An 18940-nucleotide genomic window follows, 5' to 3' on the forward strand; every position below is an offset into this window, starting at 1 on the left:
CGGGGGCAGCGCCCCGGACCCCCGCTCCTCGTACGCCGGACGGGCCGACTCGCCCCGGCTACTCCTCGCGGATCGGGATGCGGCCGTTCACCGGCGGGGCGGCCGGGGACGTGGTGGTCGGCGGCGGGGTCTGGCCCATCGAGGCCAGGAGCTGGCGGGCCACGCCCAGGCCCGTGCCGCCCATGGTGAGCGCCTTCGCGAACATCTCCGACATGCCCTCGGCCCCGTTCAGCAGGACCATGTGCTCCACGTTCCCGAAGGCCCCGGCACCCGCCTCCACGATCGCCGGCCAGTTCTCGGCCAGCTGCTGGGCGACGACCGCCTCCTGGTTCTCCGCGAGCGCGGCGGCCCGCGCCTTGATCGCTTCCGCCTCGGCGAGACCGCGGGCCTTCGCCGATTCCGCCTCCGCGAGGCCCCGCGCCTGGGTGGCCGCGGCCTCCGCCTCACCCGTCGCCCGCGTGGCCTTCGCCGAGGCGATGCCCCGCGCCTCCACGGCCTGGGCGTCCGCGGTCGCCGCCGTCGTCACCCGCGTGGCCTCGGCGGCCGCCGCGAGCTCGGTCTCCCGCGCCTTCGCCTGCGCCGCCGAGATCCGGGCGTCGCGCTCGGCCTCCGCCCGGGTGCGGGTCTCGTACGCCGCCGCGTCCGCGGGCTTGCGTACGTCCGCCTGCAGCTGCTGCTCCCGCCGGTGCGCCTCCAGCTCCGCGACCCGGGTCTCCTGGACGACGACCTCCTGGCGGGCGGCCGCCTCCGAGAGCGGGCCCGCCTGACGGGCCGTCGCCGCCGCCTTGTCCCGCTCCGCCTGGTAGCCGGCCTGGAGGATCTCGCTGTCCCGGGTGGCCTCGGCCATCCGGGCGAAGGCCGCCTGCTCGGCCTCGGTGGCCAGCCGGTTCGCCTCGGCCTGGGCGATGCGCGCGTCCCGCTGCACGGCCGCCGCGTGCGGCATCGCCAGGTTCTTGATGTAGCCGGTCGGGTCCTCGATCTCGTGGATCTGCAGGGAGTCGACGATCAGGCCGAGCTTCTCCATCTCGGTACCGCAGGCCATCCGGGTCTGGCCCGTCAGCTTCTCCCGGTCGCGGATCATGTCCTCGACCGTCAAACCGCCCACGATGGACCGCAGATGACCTGCGAAGACGATGTGCACGCGCTCCGGCATCATCTTCTGCTGGTCCAGGAAGCGGCGGGCCGCGTTGGCGATCGACACGAGGTCGTCGCCGACCTTGAAGATGACGACGCCCTTCACCCGCAGCGGGATGCCCTGGTGGGTGACGCAGTCCACGGACAGCTGCGTCTCGTTGAGGTCCAGGGACAGCTTGCGCACCGCCTGCACGCCCGGAAGCACGAGCGTCCCCCGCCCGGTGACGATCCGGAAGCCCATGCCCTGACCGAGGCCCTCGGTCTTGTGCGTGGAACCGGAGATGACGAGTGCCTCGTTCGGTTCGGCCACCCGCCACATGAGCTTGAACAGGCCGATCAGAGCCACGATTGCGGCGAGAACGATTCCCGCCACGACGCCGATAGCCATCGGCAACGCCCCCTTAGCGCGGTGCCGTTCGGCACCGACGAGGGCGAGTCTGCGCCCGGCGCGGCGCCGCCGGAAGATGCGGGCCGCGTCTTGTCGCCATCCTGATACGTACAGGTGGGACGGGGCGTCAGTTGTCGTAGGCCGCCATCACGTACACCGTGCGCGGCGGCAGGTACTCGACCACCGTCACCACCGTCCCGACGGCCAGCCGGCCGGTCCCCGCGACCGGGTGGGCGAGGAAGTGCTCCGCCCCGCCCCGGATCCGTACGATGACCTCGCCCACCAGGCCCGGCCCGACCGTCCCGGTCACCCGGCCGGTCATTCCCACCATGTCCGTGTCCGCGTCCCTGTCCCCCATGGGGTGAGGGTACGCCGCAGGGCCGCCGGACGGGATCCGGCGAGCGGCCCGCGCGGGTGGGGCGTGGCTGCCAGGAGCTACGGGGTGTCCGAGGTCCGCCTAGGAGTGGCCGAGGTCCGCCTAGGAGTGGCCGAGGTCCGCGGCCGGGAGGTCCGCGGCCGAGACCGGGACGGAGCCGCTGTCGGGCGCCGGGCGCAGGGTGAACTCGTCCGAGGCCATCGAGTCGAGGACCGGCGGGGCCGGCCGCATCGGCGCCGGCATGACCGCGGCCTCCGAGTGGCCGCCGCAGCCGTAGGACAGCGACACCAGACGGCCGTCGGCAGGACTGAACTCGTTCGCGCAGACGCCGAAGGCCTGGCCGAGCGAGCCGCCGATGGCGACCAGGAAGCCGCAGGAGACGCAGGACGCGGGCGCGGCCTGCGCCATCGGGGTCTTGGCTCCGAAGGACTCGTCCCAGCGGTCGGCGGCGGTGTGCAGCCCGTACCGCGACAGCACGCGCGCCCGGCGCATGCCGAGTTCCTCGGCGACGGAGGTGATGGAGCCGCGTACGGGGACCACCGCGCGGTCGGTGACGTCGGCGTCCTCGGCCTCGACCAGTTCGGCCATCTCGGTGGAGACGACGGAGTTCGGCGGCGGGGTGTCCTCGCCGGACCAGCCCGGCTCCAGCCGCAGGTCCTCGGCGTCGGTGGGCAGCAGGTCGCCGGGGCCCATGTCGCCGGGGCGCAGCCGCTCGCTCCACGGCACCCACTCGGGGGCGAGCAGTGCGTCGTCGCCGGGGAGCAGCACCGTTTCGTCGAGCGTGACGTTCTTCGCGCGGGAGGCGCGGGTCACGGTGACGGCCCAGCGCCAGCCGCGGTAGCCGGGTTCCTTGGACTCGAAGAAGTGGGTGACGACGCGGTCGCCCTCCGCCACGGCGGAGACGTGTGCGCCCACCACTCCGGGGAAGGCGGCCTCCTCGGCCGCCGCGCGGGCGAGTTCTACCGCCTCGACGCAGAGGCGGTCGGGGGTACGCGGGGTACGGCTTCGCGTCGTCGCAGCACTCACTGGTCTCGTTCTCTCCTACGCCGTCTCACGTGTGCGCCGTCCGTACTGTCGTCCACAACGACCCGTCGGTGCTGTCCGTACGTGGCACGGGCGGAGCGGACCAGAGGGCCGCGTCGACGTCCGCACCCGATCGGACTCCGGGCGCACCTCACTGCAACCCATTCTGCGGGATCACGAAGAGGCGCGCGGCCAGGAGCAACCGCCGGTGGCGCGCTACGCACGCTACCTCGTCTTAAGCCCCGGGCACACATGCAAGGTCCGATTCGCGGACAAGCCACCGGCCCCACGACGCGCCGGGAGGCGCCCCGGGAGGGCCGGGTGGGGCACTATGTCGAGTGTGGCACCCGTACGGTCGTCCGACGACGGCTCGGGACCGGCCAGGCGGGCCGGCCGGGCTGTCGGGCGTGCTCTGCACCTTCCGGCACGCGGGATCCGGCGGGCCACGCATGCGCACGGGGCCGGGGAATCGGGTCTCGGCAAGCTGATCGAGCTGCATGCCATCAACGGCGCCGGCGATGTGATGATCACGGTGGCGCTGGCCTCGACGGTGTTCTTCTCCGTTCCCACGGACGAGGCGCGCGGCCGGGTGGCCCTGTACCTGGCGATCACGATGGCCCCCTTCACCGTGCTGGCCCCGGTGATCGGTCCGCTCCTGGACCGGCTGCCGCACGGCCGCCGGGCGGCGATGGCGGCCTCGATGCTGGCCCGGGCGCTGCTGGCGCTGCTGATGTCGGGTGCGGTGGCCACGGGGGGCATTCAGCTGTATCCGGCGGCGCTGGGCGTGCTGGTGGCGTCCAAGGCGTACGGGGTGGTCCGCAGTGCGGTGGTGCCCCGGCTGCTGCCGCCGAAATTCTCACTCGTCAAGGCGAACTCCCGGGTGACGCTGGCGGGTCTGCTGGCCACGGGTGCGGCGGCGCCGGTGGGTGCCGCGCTGCATCTGATCGGGCCGGCGTGGCCGCTGTACGGAGCCAGCCTGATCTTCGTCTGGGGCGCTTTCGCGGCGTTCACGCTGCCGCACAAGGTGGACGAGGCGAAGGGCGAACGCCGGGCGCGGCTGTCCACGCACGAGGCGCATTCGAAACGGCCGGGCCTGCGGACGGTCAGCCGGTCGGTCCTGTGCGGGCTGCTGGCGAACGCCTCGATGCGCGCCCTGTCCGGGTTCCTGATCTTCTTCCTGGCGTTCCTGCTGCGCGAGCATCCCCTGGCCGGGCAGAGCGCGGCGGTGTCGCTGGGGATCGTGGGTGTCTCGGCGGGCGTGGGCAACGCCTGCGGCACGGCGGTGGGCGCGTGGCTGCGGGCCCGGGCGCCGGAGGTCATCATCGCGTCGGTGCTGTGTCTGACCCTGGCCGTGGCGGTGCTCGCGGCGGTCTTCTTCAGCGGGCTGTTCATGGCGGTACTGGGTGCGACGGCGGGCTTCTGCCAGGCGCTGGCGAAGCTGTCGCTGGACGCGATGATCCAGCGGGACGTGCCGGAGGCGGTGCGGACCTCGGCATTCGCCCGTTCGGAGACGCTGCTGCAGGTGGCCTGGGTGATGGGCGGCGCGATCGGCATCGTGCTGCCGCTGAACGGCGTACTGGGGATGTCGGTGGCCGCCGCGATCGTCGCCCTGGGCACGACGATGGCACTGCGCGGCGTCCTGTCCGCCCCCCGCCACCACGCGGGCACGTCCCGCCCCCGCGTGGCGTGACTCCCGTGCCTGCGGCGCCGTTGTCGGGGCTCGCCCCGTACGTGCGCTGCGCGCCCGTACCCTCAAACGCCGGGCGGGCTGAAAGACAGCCCCGCCGGCGTTTGAGGCGCGGGGGTCCGGGGGCGGCGCCCCCGGCAACGGCGCCGCACCCGGCCGACCCGGCGGAGCCGAACCGCGCCGCGCCGCAGGCCACCGGTACCCCGTGCGGCGGCGCAGCCCACCGGCCCGATAGCCTTCGGCTCATGACCGCACCGCTTTTCTCGGGTAGGGCCCGCCGCAGCGTCGCGGCCCTCGGAGCCGTGTCCGCCGGCCTCCTCCTCCTCTCCGCCTGCGGCGAGAAGCCGACACCGCTGGCGACCGTGACGGTCGGCACCTCGTCGGTGTCCGCCGAAGCCTCCTGCCACAACGACGGCAAGGAGCTCTCCATGGAAGAGGTCCAGGAGTGCCTCACGAACCTCAAGAACCCCAAGACCGTCGAGTACGCCCGGGGTGACACCCTGCGTCTCGGCGTCGAGCCGGAGATCGTCGAGGACGGCAGGCGCTGGTCGGCGGTCCTGGACGGCCAGCCGATCACCGAGCCCTCGTCGAACACGTACCGCAGCTTCCCGGGCGCCGACGTCTTCGCGACCGGTGGCCAGGGCGAGGCCCCGTCCTCGAAGAAGCTGGCGTTCCTGCAGATCGCCGAGGACGGCAAGCCGCTCGCCGTCTGGTCCTTCAACCTCAAGCTCAAGTAACCGGCGGCACCGGTGCGCGCGCTCGTCGTGACGGCGGTGGGGGCGGAGTCGGACTCCGTCCTCACCGGTCTGACCCCTCATCCGGACAGTCCGGGCCCTGAGCCGCGCGCCCTTCCCGGCGGTTACCTCATCACCCGCCGGGACCTTCCGGGCATCGCCTTCGACGTGCTCGTCGGGGGTGTCGGACCGGCGGCGGCCGCTGCCGCTGCCGCCACGGCGCTGGCCCTCGCCGACTACTCGCTCGTCGTCTCCGCCGGTATCGGCGGCGGGTTCGCTCCCGCCGCCCCGCCCGGTTCCCTCGTCGTCGCCGACGCGATCGTCGCCGCCGATCTGGGGGCCGAGACCCCCGACGGCTTCCTCGACGTGACGGAGCTCGGCTTCGGGCACAGCGTGCACCTGCCGCCCGCCGAGCTGGCCGCCCGCGCCGCCGAGGCGACCGGGGCGCTGCTCGCGCCCGTGCTGACCGTCTCCACCGTCACCGGGACCGCCGCCCGGGCCGCCGTGCTGGCCGCCCGGCATCCGATGGCCGGGGCCGAGGCCATGGAGGGTTTCGGGGTCGCGGAGGCGGCGGCCGCGCACGGGCTGCCCGTGCTGGAGATCCGTGCCGTGTCCAACGCCGTGGGCCCGCGTGACCGTGCCGCCTGGCGGATCGGGGACGCGCTGACCGCGCTCACCGGCGGCTTCCGCGTGCTGGGGCCCGTACTCGCGAACTGGGGAGAACGCCATGAGCAACGCCTCGAGCAGCGGTGAACCGCTGAAGATCGCCTATTCGCCCTGCCCGAACGACACCTTCGTCTTCGACGCGTGGGCGCACGGCCGGGTCCCGGGCGCGCCCGCCCTCGACGTCACCTTCGCGGACATCGACATCACCAACGGCATGGCCGAGCGCGGCGAGCTGGACGTGCTGAAGGTGTCGTACGCCGTGCTCCCCTGGGTGCTGGAGGAGTACGCGCTGCTGCCGTGCGGCGGGGCCCTGGGGCGTGGCTGCGGTCCTCTGGTCCTGACCCGGGAGCCGGGGCTCGACCTGGCCGGGCGGACGGTGGCCGTGCCGAGCGAACGTTCGACCGCCTACCTGCTGTTCCGGCTGTGGGCGGCGGACGTGCTGCCGGAGGGCGTCGGCAAGGTGGTCGTGCTGCCGTTCCACGAGATCATGCCGGCGGTCCGGGACGGCCGGGTCGACGCCGGACTGGTGATCCACGAGGCCCGGTTCACCTATCAGGACTACGGACTGCACTGCCTGGCCGACATGGGCGAGCACTGGGAGTCCACGACCGGCCTGCCGATCCCGCTCGGCGCGATCATCGCGAAGCGCTCGCTGGGTGCGGAGCGGCTGCGCGCGCTGGCCGAGGCGGCCCGCGCGTCGGTCCGGATGGCCTGGGACGACCCGGAGGCCTCCCGCCCGTACGTCCGCGCGCACGCCCAGGAGCTGGACCCGGCCGTCGCCGACCAGCACATCGGTCTGTACGTCAACGAGTTCACCGCGGGCCTCGGCGACTCCGGTTACGCGGCGGTGCGCGGGCTGCTGACCCGGGCGGCGGCCGAGGGGCTGGTACCGGCCATCCCGCCCGGCTCGCTGGACTTCCCGCAGGGCTGATCGCCCCGCCCACGGCTGCGCCCCGCCGCTCTTTCGAGTGGCGGGGCGCAGCCGTACGCGTACGGGTCAGACGTCGAGCTGGTCGGCCACCGCGCGCAGCAGTCCGGCGATCTTCGTGCCGTGCACCTTGTCGGGGTAGCGGCCGCGCTCCAGCATCGGGGTGATGTTCTCCAGCAGGGTCGTGAGGTCCTGCACGATCGAGGCGAGCTCGTCGGGCTTGCGCCGCTGCGCCGCCGCGACGGAGGGCGCCGGATCCAGTACTGTCACGGAAAGTGCCTGGTCACCGCGCTGGCCCGCGACGACACCGAACTCGACGCGCTGGCCGGGCTTGAGAGCGTCCACCCCGGCGGGGAGCACCGACGAGTGGACGAAGACGTCGCCGCCGTCGTCGCGGGAGAGAAAGCCGAAGCCCTTCTCACTGTTGAACCACTTGACCTTGCCGGTAGGCACGTCCGTCCTCTGTCCTTGTGCTCGTCGGGGGTCCGAAGGGCCGCGAACGGCTCCGGACAACAGCGCAGCGGGCCATGTGTGACCCGCCACGTCAAGGCTAATGGTCGGGGGCCGGGTGACAAGACGTTCCCCGGTCCTTCACGGTCGGCTCCTTCGGCCAGGGAACTACCCTGGTGAGGTGACTGTTACTCCTCATTCAGACGAAGCGCGGCCCGGCGACGGACTGGTCAGGGCCGGCGGCATCGTGTTCATCGCCGGGGCCGTGGCCACGCTGGCGACGATGGCTCCGCTGTTCCTCGACATCGACCCGTTCCCGTCGTACGCGTGGGCGGTGTGCATGCTCATGGGCGTCGGCTTCGCGATCTCCGCCGCGGGCGTGCTCCGCTCGGCCGCGGCACAGCGCAGGGCGGCCCGGGCCTCGCAGGCGTAGCAGCGCTCAGACGGGCTGGGCGGCGAGGTATCCGGCGAGCCACTGGGGCAGCGCGGTGAGGTCGGGCAGCACCACGTCGGCACCCGCCTCGCGCAGCTCCTGCTCCGGGCACGGGCCCGTCGGCACCACCACGGACAGCGCGCCGGCCGTACGGGCCCCGCGCACGTCTCCGACGTGGTCGCCGACGTAGACCTGTGCCCCGTACTCGCGCAGCGCACCGGCCTTGGCCTCCGCCCAGAGCCAGCCGACGACCGCGTCCGCCTCGATCCCGAGGTGGTCCAGGTGCAGGCGGGCGTTGGGCTCGTGCTTGGCCGTGACGACGATGGCGCGGCCGCCGAGCGCCTGCACGGCCTCGATCGCCTCGCGGGCGCCCGGCATGGCCGGCGTCGGGTCGATGGCGTGGGTGGGATAGATCTCCCGGTAGCGGTCGGCCATGGCCGGGATCTGCGCCTCCGGGAACCAGTGCGCGAGCTCCTCGTCCAGCGGCGGACCCAGTCGGGTGACCGCCGCGTCGGCGTCGATGAACGTGCCCGTTTCGGCGGAGAGGGCCAGGTAGGCGGCCCTGATCCCGGGACGCGAGTCGATGAGGGTCATGTCGAGGTCGAAGCCGACGGTGAGGTTCATATCTGTCATTGTGCCGAGGCGGCCGTACGGGAAGCGGACAGCGGGCCTACCCCGGTGGAACGTACGCCGAGGGTCGCCTCCCCGGCCCGCCACGGCCGGCGTCCCGCTCCGCCCCGCACCCTGCTCCCTCCGCCGCGCCCGTGAATCCTTCGGATCCGTCCTCAACCTTTTCCCTGCGGCGGCGCTCAGGACAGGGACGAGAGACACGACGTGAAGGGGAGGGCGGATGCCGCCAGGCACCGAGCACGACTCCGGGCACGGCCCCGGAGAGGATTTCGGGGGCGACCGCGGCCTCGACTTCGAGGCCTTCGCCCGGGCCGGTCAGCGCAGGCTGTACCGGACGGCGTACCTGCTGTGCGGGAACGCCGACGGCGCACGCGATCTGACCCAGACCACGCTCGCGAAGCTGTTCCAGCACTGGCGGCGGGTGTCCGCCGCCGACCATCCCGAGGCGTACGCCAAAGCCGTGCTGACCCGGACCTTCCTCGCCGAGCGGCGACGACGGCTGCGGGACCTGCTGGCCCACCGGCGCGCCGGCCCGCCGCCCCGGCCCGAGCACGCCGACCTGCGGGTCACCCTGCTCGCCGCGCTGGCCGAACTCCCGCCGCGGGCCCGCGCCATGGTCGTCCTGCGCTACTGGGAGGACCTGAGCGTCGAGACCGTGGCCGAGCTGCTGCGCTGCAGCGAGGGAACGGTCAAGAGCCAGTGCTCACGCGCCCTGACGAGGCTGCGCGCGCAGCTCGGCGAGGCCCACATCTACGCCACCGAGAACTGAGGAGACGCCATGGGTACCAACGAAGACCTCGCCGAGGACCGGACCGCCCTGCTGCTCCGGGAGGCGATGGACCGCGCCACCGAGGAACTGCCCGCGCCGGCGGACCTGGTGGGCCCGGCCCGTGCCCAGGGCCGGCGCCGCAGGGCGCGCGCCCGGGCGGCGATCGGCGGCGGGGTGCTGGCCGTCGCCGCGCTGGGCGTGGCCGGAGCGCTCGCACTGCCCGGCGGTGACGGCGCCCGGGACGCGGCCGGATCCACGGGGGTGGCGGCCGCGCCGCCGCAGGCCGTCCCCCAGCCGCCCGTCCACATCGACCCGACTCCGGGCCAGACCTCGATGGCCGACCTGCCGCCCGCCGAACGGGCACGGCAGGAGGCGTTCCAGAACCGGGCCGTCGGCGTGCTGCAGGACCTGCTGCCCGAGGCGGTCGGCACCGTGCGGCGCACCGACCTCACCGTGAGCCTCTACCGGGCCACCAAGGACGGCAGGACCTTCGACATCGTCTTCTCGGTGCGGCCGTCCGACGGCACGGCCGAGCCGTGCCGCGAGATCAAGGGCACGGTGTGCGCGAAGGCCACCCTGCCCGGCGGCATCGCGGCCGACGCGGCGACCTCACCGATCAACTCCGGCACGGTCACCGAGACCCGGGTCGCCTTCCGCTACGGCGGCAGCGACGTCCGGCTGACCGTCAACCCGGACGACGCCTCGAACACCTCGGCGCCCGTCACCGGCGACCAGCTGCTGGAGCTCGCCAAGGCTCCCGCCTTCCTCGACCTGGTCAAGGATGCCGACCAGCAGCCGATGGAGCAGAAGCAGACGCTGGTCCCGGCCGGCTGAGACCGGCAGCGGACGGCGGGCGGGCGCGCGGCCGTCAGCGGCGGCGCGCCCGCCACACCAGGTACAGCACGGAGGCCACCGCGGCCCCCCGCAGCAGCCACGGCCACATGCCGTGCAGGGCGCCGCCCAGCTGGTCGTCGGACAGGCTCTCGCCCCACGTGCCGCCCCTGCGGCCCCACACCCACACCACCGCCCCGGCCAGGACCGCGCCGGGCGGGCCGAAGACGGCCCACTTGCGTTCGGCCGGCCCCAGCACGCGCGAGGCGTACGGCAGGAGCCAGCCGATGACGAGGAGCAGCCAGTAGCCGGTGACCAGTCCGGCGACGAGGACGGCGGCCGCCAGCAGCAGGAGGGCGTTCGGCCGCGGGCGGGCGGCCGGGGCCGCCGGGGCCTGTGCTCCGGGGTCGGCCGCCGCCTTCTTCGCGCGCCGCCGCTCGCGCAGGAACCGTACGAGGCTCCGCGCGCGCCCGCTCTCCTCCCCGGGCGGCGCCGCCTTCCCGGCCTCCGCCTCCCGCTGCTCCTCGTCCGGTTCCTCCTTGAACAGGTCCGGGATCTCGATGCCGCCGGCGAAGCCCTCGACCTGCGGCCCCGACCCGTACGTCCCCGGGGCGACCCGCCACCAGTCGGGTTCGGCCCCGCCGGAGGGGCCGAGCTCGTCCAGCCCGGCCAGGTGCGGCGGCACGTTCTCGGGCTCCGCGGCCGGGCGCTCCGGCGGCGCGCCCCGGCGGCGCAGGCGGCCCGGTCCCCGCTGGACGGGCACCGACAGGCCGTGGTCGGAGGGTGCGGCGGGCCCGGTGGCGGCAGGGTCGGGGCCCGGCCGGGATCCGGCGGTGGCACGGGTGTCGAGGACCTCCTCGGGCGTGCCGATCCGCTCCAGGATGCGGCGTACGGCGGCCGGGGTGTCCGGCTCGTACTTGGCGCGCCGACGGTCGATCTCGTCCCGCAGCCCCGACACCAGCCGCATCCGGTCACCGGAGGACAGCTGCCGCTGCTGCGCCAAGTCCCCGACGCGGCTCAGATATTCGTAGACCAGGTGGTCGCTTTCGATCCCCACGCCCAGGCTCCTCCCTTACCGCCTGCCCCGAAGGTAGCGCGTGCGCCCGTGGAGCTGCTGCGGGCGCAGCGGATACCGTTGACCGGATGGGGACCGGCCGACTGACCGGCCGACGCGACCAGGAGGCGACTGTGCCCGAGGCAAGAACTGCGGCGGGATCCGCTGCCGGGAGCCCGGCGGGAAACTCCCCGCGCTCGCTCGCCGAGGCGCTGCGCGCCCGTGACGACGCGGCGCTCGCGGCCCTGTTGCGCGCCCGCCCGGACCTGCTCGGCCCGGTGCCCGGCGACGTGACCCAGCTGGCCACCCGGGCCGGGACCCGGGCGTCGGTGGTGCGCGCCCTGGACCGGCTGGACCGGTTCGCCCTGCAGAGCGCCGAGGCCCTCGCGGTGGCCCCGGACCCGTGCCCGTACCCGGTGCTGGAGGCGCTGCTGACGGGCGGCGAGGACGAACGGGCGCGCGCCGCGCTCCCCGGCGCCCTGGCCACCCTGCGCGACCAGGCCCTGGTGTGGGGCGACGAGGACCGGCTGCGGCTGGTCCGCACGGCGCGCGAGCTGCTCGCCCCGTCCGCGTCCCGCCCCTCCCCCACCGGCCTGGGCCCGACCGTCGCCGAGGCCACCGCCGGGATGTCCCCGACACGGGTGCAGGAGATCGTGGCGGCCGTCGGGCTGCCCGCCACCCACGACCCGGTGTCGGCGGTGACCGCCCTGACGGGGCTGTTCACCGACCCGGAGCGGATGTCCGCGCTGCTGGACGAGGCTCCGGCGGAGGCGCACCAGGTGCTGGGGCGGCTCGTGTGGGGGCCTCCGTACGGCGAGGTGACCCCGAATCCGACACCGCCGGTGCGCTGGCTGCGCGACCGGGGGCTGCTGCTGCCGGCGACGGCTCGGACCGTCGTACTGCCCCGCGAGGTGGCGCTGCACCTGCGCGGCGGGCTCGCGCACCGGGACACCGCGCCGGTGGCCCCGCCGGTGCCCGCGCACCGCGAGCACCGTCCGCAGCTGGTGGACGCGAACGCGGCCGGGCAGGCGCTGGCCGCGCTGGGCACCGTCGAGGAGCTGGTGAAGTCCTGGGAGCACGCCGGTCCGCCGGTGCTGCGGGCGGGCGGACTCTCCGTACGGGACCTGAAGCGGACCGCGTCCACCCTGGACACGACCGAGCAGCAGGCGGCCTTCTGGGTCGAACTCGCCTACGCGGCCGGACTGGTGGCCAGCGACGGGGAGGCGGACGAGCGGTACGCACCCACCCCGGCCTTCGACGACTGGATGGAACTGCCGCCCGCCGAGCGCTGGTCGCTCCTCGCGGCGGCCTGGCTGCCGGCCACCCGCACGGCCCCGCTGGTCGGCGAGCAGGACACCAAGGGGCGCACGCTGTCCGCGCTCGGCCCCGAACTCGACCGCTCCGCCGCCCCCGAGGTGCGCCGGCGCGTGCTGGAGCTCATCGGCGCGCTGCCCGAGGGCGGGTCCCCCGATCCGGAGACGCTGCTGGCGCGGCTCGCGTGGGAGCGTCCCGTACGCGGTGCGAGCGATCTGCGGGCCCGTCTCGCGCACTGGGCGCTGGCCGAGGCGGAGGTCCTCGGCGTGACCGGGCGGGGCGCCCTGTCCGGGCCGGGCCGGGCCCTGCTGGAGCACCGCGACCCGGCGCCGCTGCTGGCGCCGCTGCTGCCGGAGCCGGTGGACCACGTACTGCTCCAGGCCGACCTGACGGCGGTGGCCCCCGGTCCGCTGCGCCGCCCGCTGGGCGACACCCTGGCGGTGCTCGCCGACGTGGAGTCCAAGGGCGGGGCGACGGTGTACCGGTTCACGCCCGGCTCGGTGCGGCGTGCGCTGGACGCCGGTCATGCGGCTGCCGATCTGCACGCCTTCCTCAAGGAGCACAGCCGCACCCCGGTCCCGCAGCCGCTGGCCTACCTGATCGACGACGTGGCCCGGCGGCACGGGCACCTGCGGGTCGGCGCGGCCTCCTCGTACGTGCGCTGCGACGACGACGCGATGCTGGGCGAGATCCTGGCCGACAAGCGCTCGGCCGGGCTGGGGCTGCGCCGCCTCGCGCCGACGGTGCTGGCCGCGCAGGCCGAACCGACCGTCCTGCTGGAGGGGTTGCGGGCGATGGGGTACGCGCCGGCCGCGGAGTCCCGGACCGGCGACGTACTGGTGGCCCGGGCCGACGCCCACCGCACCCCGGCCCGCTCGGCGCCCGTACCGGTGCCGGACGGTCCGCCGGTGCCGGACGCGACGTTGCTGGCGGCGGCCGTACGGGCGATCCGCGCGGGCGACGTGGCGGCGACGGCGGTGCGCAAGGAGCCGGCGACGCCGTCGGCCGCCGCCGGGGTGCCGGGCGAACTCCCGCGCACGAGTGCGGCGGAGACCCTGGCGACGGTGCAGGCGGCCGCGCTGACCGGGTCGGCGGTGTGGATCGGCTACGTGAACGCGGAGGGCGCGGCGAGCCAGCGGGTCATCGCGCCGGTGCGGGTGGAGGGCGGCTTCGTCACCGGGTACGACCACACGGCGGACGAGGTACGGACGTACGCGCTGCACCGGATCACCGGTGTCGCGGAGCTGGCGGACGACCAGGTGTAGGGGCGGGTGCGGGAGTTCGGGGTGTGGGGGTCGGGTGGACTGCGCGGGACGAAACTCGCTGGTCGACACGGTGACGAGCCGTCATCCTGAGACCATGCCCGATGTACCGACCCGCCAGATCCGCGCGGCGCACACCGACACCACGATCACCGTCTACCAGGCCTACTCCCCCTCGCTCGGGCTGCCGGCCGCCCGCGACGGCCGCTTCCCGCCCGCCTGGAAGCGGGAGCGGATGACGTGGATCAAGCCGTCGTTCCTGTGGATGATGTACCGCTGCGGCTGGGGCACCAAGGACGGCCAGGAGACGGTGCTGGCGATCGAGATCACCCGCGAGGGCTTCGACCGGGCGCTGCGCGACGCCTGTCTGTCCCACTACAAGCCGGGCCTGCACGAGGACCGGACGGCCTGGAAGGAAGCCCTGCGCGGGGCGCCCACCCGGGTCCAGTGGGACCCGGAGCGGGACCTGCACCTGAAGCCGCTGCCGTACCGCTCGCTCCAGCTGGGCCTGTCCGGTCCGGCCTCCCGGGCCTACGCGGACGAGTGGACGGTCGCCATCCGTGACGTGACCCCGCTGGCCCGGGAGATCCGCGGCCTGCTCGGGGGCGGGGACGAGGCGGCCGCGCGGGCCCTGCTGCCCGAGGAGAGCCCGTACGCCGCGGGGCCGCTGGAGCACCTGGGCGCGTAGCCGGGCGGCTCGGCCGCCCGGCTGCGGACGGTTCAGGCCCGGATGATCAGGACGATGAATCCCGCGACGACGCCCACCAGCAGTGCGAGCAGGGAGTAGCGGGGCCGGGACTCGCGCAGCACCGGAAGGTAGTGGTCGACGGCGAAGCGGCCCGGCCCGGTGAGGGTGAGGGCGACGACCCCGGCGAACAGCAGCACTTCGAGCTCCACCCCCTTGGGCGGGAAGTAGGCGCTCAGCCCCCGGACGTCGAGGACGTTGATGAAGACGCCGGTCAGGGCCGCTCCGGCAAGCGGGGTGAGCAGGCCGAGGGCCAGACCGAGGCCGCCGAGGGTCTCGGAGAGGGAGGCGATGACGGCCATGGCGTCGCCGGCGGGGTAGCCGGCCGTCGTGAAGCCCTTGCCGGTCGCGGTGAGGCCCGGGCCGCCGAACCAGCCGAAGAGCTTCATCGTGCCATGGCCGACCATGCTGAGGCCGACGACGAGCCGGAGCAGGAGCAGGCCGGCGTCGTGGGTGATGGTGGTGGCGGGGGCCGAGGAGGTGCTGAAGAGCGTGCGGTCCCAGCGTGCTTGCGTCATGAGGTCCGTTCCGACGTCGCCGGTGAGCGACTGCCACCCTAGGACGCCCGCCCCCCCCCATTACCTTCTTGGTGGCCCCGCAATGGGGCGCCCGGCCTCCGGAGTTGGCATGACTTTCTCCCCCTTCGGCCAAGAGCCTTGCCATTCTCGCCAAGTGGCGCAACGCGCTGCAGCACTACGGTCTGAAGGCACCGGCACGAGCCGTCGAAGCGCGCGCAGTCCAGGTTCTCGACTTCCTCGTGGCGTTCGTGCACGACCAGCTCCTGCCCGCCCTGCCCGAGGACCAGGCCCGTGACCTCGACACACAACTCGAGTACCTCCGTTCGCAGGTCCTCAAAGTCCGGTCGTACAGCGAGACCCGGCTCAAGCGTCTGACTGGAGAGCTCGCGGAGCACCAGACCCGGACGGTGAAGTGCCCCCAATGCGGTGAGTGGGCCGTGGTCGTCGGAGAGGGCTGGGTACGAGTGTCATGCCGCTTCTGCCACGCCAGCTGGGCCGAGCCGGGCGAACTCCTCATCTACTACGTAATCCATCACGAAGTGACACCCGCAGACATCTCCGAAGTCTGCCCGAACTGCGACCAACCAGGCCTCCTGGCCGGATGCACACGCATCGCCGCCACGCCTACGGACGACGTAACGCTCTGCTTCTCCTGCGGAACGATGTTCGCGGAGCTTCCCACGACTGCGGGGACGCGGTCTACCTGATCGACAGCATGCGCGGCTACGCCGAACGGACATGTAGCACTGGGTGACTGGTCTGGTCGTCGTTTCCCCTCGTCGGACGCCTCGTTGCGCCCACGGCTTCCGCGACCGGGCGGAGGCCTTGGGTTAACTGGCCAGGGTGGTTTGCGGCGGGCCCTGACGCGAGGCTGAGAAGGGCGCATGCTTCACCCGATCGGCGTAGCAGAACCCTCCGTGTGGCCACCGCCTTCCCATACTGGTAACCGGTCGGATTCCCACACTCCGAGTCGAGAGAGTCGCGAGATCAGGACGGATGCGACGAATCTCGAGATCTCGTTCCGCGACGGCCGGACGGAAACGGAGTGCCAGTACGCGGAACGTTCGGTCGCCGCCTTCGTGGAGCACTCCCTGACGGAGGCGGCCCGGGTGCGCGCGGCCGAGGCTGGCCTGGAGGAGCTGACGGACGCGCTCGACGCGCCGCTCCGGAAGCTCGTCGAGCTAGAGAAAGGTGCGACATCATGACAAGTACCACCACCGATTTCCAGATCACATTCCGCGACGGCCTGACGGAAACGGAGCGGCGGAACGCAGAGCGTTCGGTCGCCGCCATGGTGGAACGCGGTATGGCAGCAGCGGCCCGGGACCGGGCAGAGGAGGCCCGCCTGGCCGAGCTTACGGCCCCGCTGAACGCGCCGTTCGTGAGACTTGTCCAGGAAGACCCTGCCGCTGTTGAAGCGGCAGAGAAGTTGCGCGATCACGACCTATTCGACCCTTACGCGACGAACATGCTGTTGCGGGACGGCGACCCCGACCTGGCCGCCGCGCTCCTCGCACCGCGGGAGCGTGCGAGCGTGCGGTCATCGGGCTTCGCCCCGCCCTACGACTTCACCTGGGCCTGGCACGGCGGTCACATACCGATCCACTCCACCAACAAATCCACGGGCCTGGCGAGCGTGGACGCCCGATCAGGGTCGATAGACGGTGGCGCCTCCGGGTTCGTCGGTACGCACGCCGGAATTGGCGTGGTCGGACACTCGGGCCCGGGGCGCAAGTCCGCCACGGCCGTCCTCCGCGCCAGCTTCGCCTTCCTCGTGAAGACCTTCGGCATCAACTCCACTGCCACCTCCGAAGGCGGCTTCGATGTGGCCGTTTTCGAGGACGGCCAGTTCCTGGACGTCGCGGACCACAAACTGTGGCGCGTGAGGATCAGTGCGAACGAAGAGAGGCACGGCGGCGACGCGCGGCGGTTCTTCAGTAACCCGCTCACGTTCCAGCTGGGACCGGATCACGGATACTCGGTGAACGTGGGGGTCTGGGCCCTCACCGATCGGGAGAACGGTTTCGGTGCCGCGGCGGCCCAGTCCACCATCGAGGGAATCATCGAGCGCATAGACGTGGCCGGCGGCTGAGGCGAGCCGATCACCGCCCGCCCGGCCGATCAGGATCGGGCGGGCGGTGGGGTGTGTGTTGGTGCCACGCTCGCGTAGAAGTGGTGTGCCGAGAGGAGCGCCAACTTCGCCAGTAGTTGATCTTGAGGGGCGCTCGCTCGACATCGCCGAGTGAAGCCGATACCTGGCTCAGCTTCGGCGGCGAGCGGCGGGATCGCGCTCTGCGACGTGCCGGGCAACCGCGTCGACGCCGGGGCGGGCGTAGCGCTCCAAGGATCGGACGCATGCCGGGAGCGGGCCAGCAGCATCGGGGTGGAGGTGCCACCTCGAACCACAGCCCTAAGCATCACCCAGCGCTCCATGTCCGCTGGCCGTAGCCATACGAGAGCAGGGCCGCTACGGCCCGCTGTTCGCCTCGGACCTGGTAGAGCTGATGCGCCCAGCGCATGGAGCCGCCCCGAGGACTGATCGGCCGGCGGCACCCAGCTCGACGGCGGCACCGGTAACCCGGTGCCGCCGTCGGCCGCGGCCTTGCCGGGGCCGGATCCGACGGGGACAGCACCGGCGGGCTGAAACGGGCATCGCGGGCACCGCCGCACTCGGCGTACTGCTCATCGGGCTTTTCATGCACACTGGTGGCCCGACGTCGCACCGCGGCCCGACAACCGGGGTGGGGTGGTGTCTCGGCGTCGGAGTCTTCATGCTCGTGACCGGGCTCATCCTCCTGGCAGCGCACGACGTGAAGAGCGCCCCCGCCACCGACCCGGACGACTCGTACCACCACACGTACGGCTTCCCTCCACTGATGTGAGCGGCTCCCAGGCCAGCGGTCCGGACCGACAGTCCAGGACGGAGGGCCGACCAGTTCCGGGCCGAGTTCACCGACATCGCCCACTTCGACGTGCCCTTCCGGACCCGGAAGGTGCGCGGCAGGAACCCGCTGTCCGGGTGGGACACATCCGCGCTCGCGCGCGTCAACAGCAAGCTCGACCCGGAAGGAGGGGCGACTGCGGGGAGTGGCCTTCGGACCGGCAGCTCCCAGCCCCTTGGCGCTGTCGGCCGCGGGCAGGACCCCGGCTGCCGTCACACGCACGTCCTGGGCGACAAGGGCTACAGCTCCCGCAAGATACGTGCCTACCTGCGTAAACGCGGGATCGGCCACACCATCCCCGAACGCCGGGACCAGCGGGCCAACCGATCCCGCCGCGGCCGCGACGGAGGCAGACCACCTGCCTTCGACAAGCAGCTCTACAAGAAACGCAACGTCGTCGAACGCTGCTTCAACCGCCTCAAGCAGTACCGCGCGATCGCCACTCGCTACGACAAAACCCGCGAGTCCTACCAGGCAGCCGTCACCATCGCGTCCCTGTTCCTCTGGCTCAGACCCCTTTGAAGACACTGCCTAGCCCCGTGCTAATCGCCGGAGGGCGCGGCACAGGCGAAGCAGAAGGTAATGCTGTCGTGAATGCCGTACGCCTGGTCGGGGCGCAGATCGCAGACCCGGATGACGTGGCGTACGACGGCTTCGGTGCCGCCGCACTTGGTGCAGACCTCGGTCGCACCGCTCGCGAACATGTCGGCGTTGTGGACGCCGACGTACTCGGCGGCGATGACCTCCGGCGCGAAGGCGACGTGGCAGAAACGGCAACGGGCAGTGCTCGGCGTGTGCCTGGCGCTCCGCAGCGTCGGCCTGGCGGCGCCTGTCAGCCAGGTTCCGCTCGGCCTGGCCGCGGCGCTCCGCTTCCGTTGGTGCCGCTCAGTTTCTCGCCAGCGCTGTTCGTCTGCGAGGTGGCGGGCGCCTGACTTACCCGTCGCAGCTACAGGGCACTCACCCCCCCCCATTACCTTCTTGGTGGCCCCGCAATGGGGCGCCCGGCCTCCGGAGTTGGCATGACTTTCTCCCCCTGTCGAATTGATGGCTTGGGGG

At 73.1% G+C, this 18940-nt stretch carries 20 protein-coding genes and 1 pseudogene; 13 read left to right on the forward strand and 8 right to left on the reverse strand.

What is annotated here, in order from left to right:
• Positions 1-58: 58 nt before the first annotated feature.
• The 3 genes from ACWGE1_RS31385 to ACWGE1_RS31395 all read right to left on the reverse strand — a co-directional run bounded on the left by ACWGE1_RS31385 (position 59) and on the right by ACWGE1_RS31395 (position 2924).
• On the reverse strand, positions 59-1522 hold the full coding sequence (locus tag ACWGE1_RS31385; RefSeq protein ID WP_453423833.1) for an SPFH domain-containing protein: 1464 nt from the start codon (positions 1520-1522) through the stop codon (positions 59-61).
• Between the two features lie 127 nt (positions 1523-1649).
• Positions 1650-1880, reverse strand: coding sequence for a hypothetical protein (locus tag ACWGE1_RS31390; protein ID WP_453423834.1), 231 nt, complete (start codon positions 1878-1880; stop codon positions 1650-1652).
• A gap of 120 nt (positions 1881-2000) precedes the next feature.
• Positions 2001-2924 carry a DUF3027 domain-containing protein gene (locus ACWGE1_RS31395; protein ID WP_453423835.1) on the reverse strand — a complete coding sequence of 308 codons (924 nt, stop codon included), beginning with the start codon at positions 2922-2924 and terminating at the stop codon, positions 2001-2003.
• 328 nt (positions 2925-3252) lie between these two features.
• Between ACWGE1_RS31395 and ACWGE1_RS31400 the strand changes: the two genes are divergently transcribed.
• The 4 genes from ACWGE1_RS31400 to ACWGE1_RS31415 all read left to right on the forward strand — a co-directional run bounded on the left by ACWGE1_RS31400 (position 3253) and on the right by ACWGE1_RS31415 (position 6939).
• The gene (locus ACWGE1_RS31400; RefSeq protein ID WP_453423836.1) at positions 3253-4611 is read left to right on the forward strand and encodes an MFS transporter; all 1359 of its coding nucleotides are present in this window, start codon (positions 3253-3255) and stop codon (positions 4609-4611) included.
• A gap of 242 nt (positions 4612-4853) precedes the next feature.
• A complete protein-coding gene (locus ACWGE1_RS31405; protein ID WP_453423837.1) occupies positions 4854-5345 on the forward strand; it encodes a DUF2771 domain-containing protein in 492 nt (163 codons plus the stop codon).
• Positions 5346-5357: 12 nt separating this feature from the next.
• Positions 5358-6095, forward strand: a complete 738-nt coding sequence (locus ACWGE1_RS31410) for a futalosine hydrolase (RefSeq protein WP_453423838.1) — start codon at positions 5358-5360, stop codon at positions 6093-6095.
• The gene (locus ACWGE1_RS31415; protein WP_453423839.1) at positions 6070-6939 is read left to right on the forward strand and encodes a 1,4-dihydroxy-6-naphthoate synthase; all 870 of its coding nucleotides are present in this window, start codon (positions 6070-6072) and stop codon (positions 6937-6939) included. The genes ACWGE1_RS31410 and ACWGE1_RS31415 overlap by 26 nt, the downstream gene beginning before the upstream one ends.
• Before the next feature lie 66 nt (positions 6940-7005).
• Here ACWGE1_RS31415 and ACWGE1_RS31420 read toward each other — a convergent pair whose 3' ends face one another.
• The gene (locus ACWGE1_RS31420; RefSeq protein ID WP_030012939.1) at positions 7006-7389 is read right to left on the reverse strand and encodes a cold-shock protein; all 384 of its coding nucleotides are present in this window, start codon (positions 7387-7389) and stop codon (positions 7006-7008) included.
• Positions 7390-7567: 178 nt separating this feature from the next.
• Between ACWGE1_RS31420 and ACWGE1_RS31425 the strand changes: the two genes are divergently transcribed.
• Positions 7568-7819, forward strand: a complete 252-nt coding sequence (locus ACWGE1_RS31425; RefSeq protein ID WP_453423840.1) for a hypothetical protein — start codon at positions 7568-7570, stop codon at positions 7817-7819.
• Between the two features lie 6 nt (positions 7820-7825).
• Here the strand turns inward: ACWGE1_RS31425 and ACWGE1_RS31430 are convergent, their stop codons facing one another.
• Complete coding sequence (locus ACWGE1_RS31430; protein WP_453423841.1) at positions 7826-8443, reverse strand: HAD family hydrolase; 618 nt, start codon at positions 8441-8443, stop codon at positions 7826-7828.
• Positions 8444-8669: 226 nt separating this feature from the next.
• Between ACWGE1_RS31430 and ACWGE1_RS31435 the strand changes: the two genes are divergently transcribed.
• Positions 8670-9218 carry a SigE family RNA polymerase sigma factor gene (locus tag ACWGE1_RS31435; protein WP_453423842.1) on the forward strand — a complete coding sequence of 183 codons (549 nt, stop codon included), beginning with the start codon at positions 8670-8672 and terminating at the stop codon, positions 9216-9218.
• Positions 9219-9227: 9 nt separating this feature from the next.
• Positions 9228-10052, forward strand: a complete 825-nt coding sequence (locus ACWGE1_RS31440; RefSeq protein WP_453423843.1) for a hypothetical protein — start codon at positions 9228-9230, stop codon at positions 10050-10052.
• A gap of 34 nt (positions 10053-10086) precedes the next feature.
• Here the strand turns inward: ACWGE1_RS31440 and ACWGE1_RS31445 are convergent, their stop codons facing one another.
• A complete protein-coding gene (locus tag ACWGE1_RS31445) occupies positions 10087-11106 on the reverse strand; it encodes a hypothetical protein (RefSeq protein WP_453423844.1) in 1020 nt (339 codons plus the stop codon).
• Between the two features lie 86 nt (positions 11107-11192).
• On the opposite strand from ACWGE1_RS31445, the gene ACWGE1_RS31450 reads away from it, so the two are divergent.
• Together ACWGE1_RS31450 and ACWGE1_RS31455 are read left to right on the forward strand one after the other, a co-directional pair.
• Positions 11193-13682 (forward strand): helicase-associated domain-containing protein, encoded by a 2490-nt coding sequence (locus tag ACWGE1_RS31450; protein WP_453423845.1) that lies wholly within the window; start codon positions 11193-11195, stop codon positions 13680-13682.
• A 94-nt stretch (positions 13683-13776) separates the two neighbouring features.
• Positions 13777-14367, forward strand: a complete 591-nt coding sequence (locus ACWGE1_RS31455; RefSeq protein ID WP_453423846.1) for a DUF4291 domain-containing protein — start codon at positions 13777-13779, stop codon at positions 14365-14367.
• Positions 14368-14399: 32 nt separating this feature from the next.
• Here the strand turns inward: ACWGE1_RS31455 and ACWGE1_RS31460 are convergent, their stop codons facing one another.
• On the reverse strand, positions 14400-14942 hold the full coding sequence (locus ACWGE1_RS31460) for a DoxX family protein (RefSeq protein WP_453423847.1): 543 nt from the start codon (positions 14940-14942) through the stop codon (positions 14400-14402).
• A gap of 239 nt (positions 14943-15181) precedes the next feature.
• Between ACWGE1_RS31460 and ACWGE1_RS31465 the strand changes: the two genes are divergently transcribed.
• The 4 genes and pseudogenes from ACWGE1_RS31465 to ACWGE1_RS31480 all read left to right on the forward strand — a co-directional run.
• Positions 15182-15649, forward strand: coding sequence for a hypothetical protein (locus tag ACWGE1_RS31465; RefSeq protein ID WP_453423848.1), 468 nt, complete (start codon positions 15182-15184; stop codon positions 15647-15649).
• Positions 15650-15826: 177 nt separating this feature from the next.
• Positions 15827-16147 (forward strand): hypothetical protein, encoded by a 321-nt coding sequence (locus ACWGE1_RS31470; protein ID WP_453423849.1) that lies wholly within the window; start codon positions 15827-15829, stop codon positions 16145-16147.
• Positions 16144-17034, forward strand: coding sequence for a hypothetical protein (locus ACWGE1_RS31475; protein WP_453423850.1), 891 nt, complete (start codon positions 16144-16146; stop codon positions 17032-17034). The genes ACWGE1_RS31470 and ACWGE1_RS31475 overlap by 4 nt, the downstream gene beginning before the upstream one ends.
• 1021 nt (positions 17035-18055) lie before the next feature.
• Positions 18056-18406: pseudogene (locus ACWGE1_RS31480) on the forward strand (transposase); the annotation flags it as partial.
• A gap of 20 nt (positions 18407-18426) precedes the next feature.
• On the opposite strand, the gene ACWGE1_RS31485 reads toward ACWGE1_RS31480, so the two are convergent.
• The gene (locus tag ACWGE1_RS31485; RefSeq protein ID WP_453423851.1) at positions 18427-18588 is read right to left on the reverse strand and encodes a hypothetical protein; all 162 of its coding nucleotides are present in this window, start codon (positions 18586-18588) and stop codon (positions 18427-18429) included.
• Positions 18589-18940: the final 352 nt, after the last annotated feature.

The sequence above is a fragment of the Streptomyces sp. NPDC054932 genome (assembly GCF_053610205.1).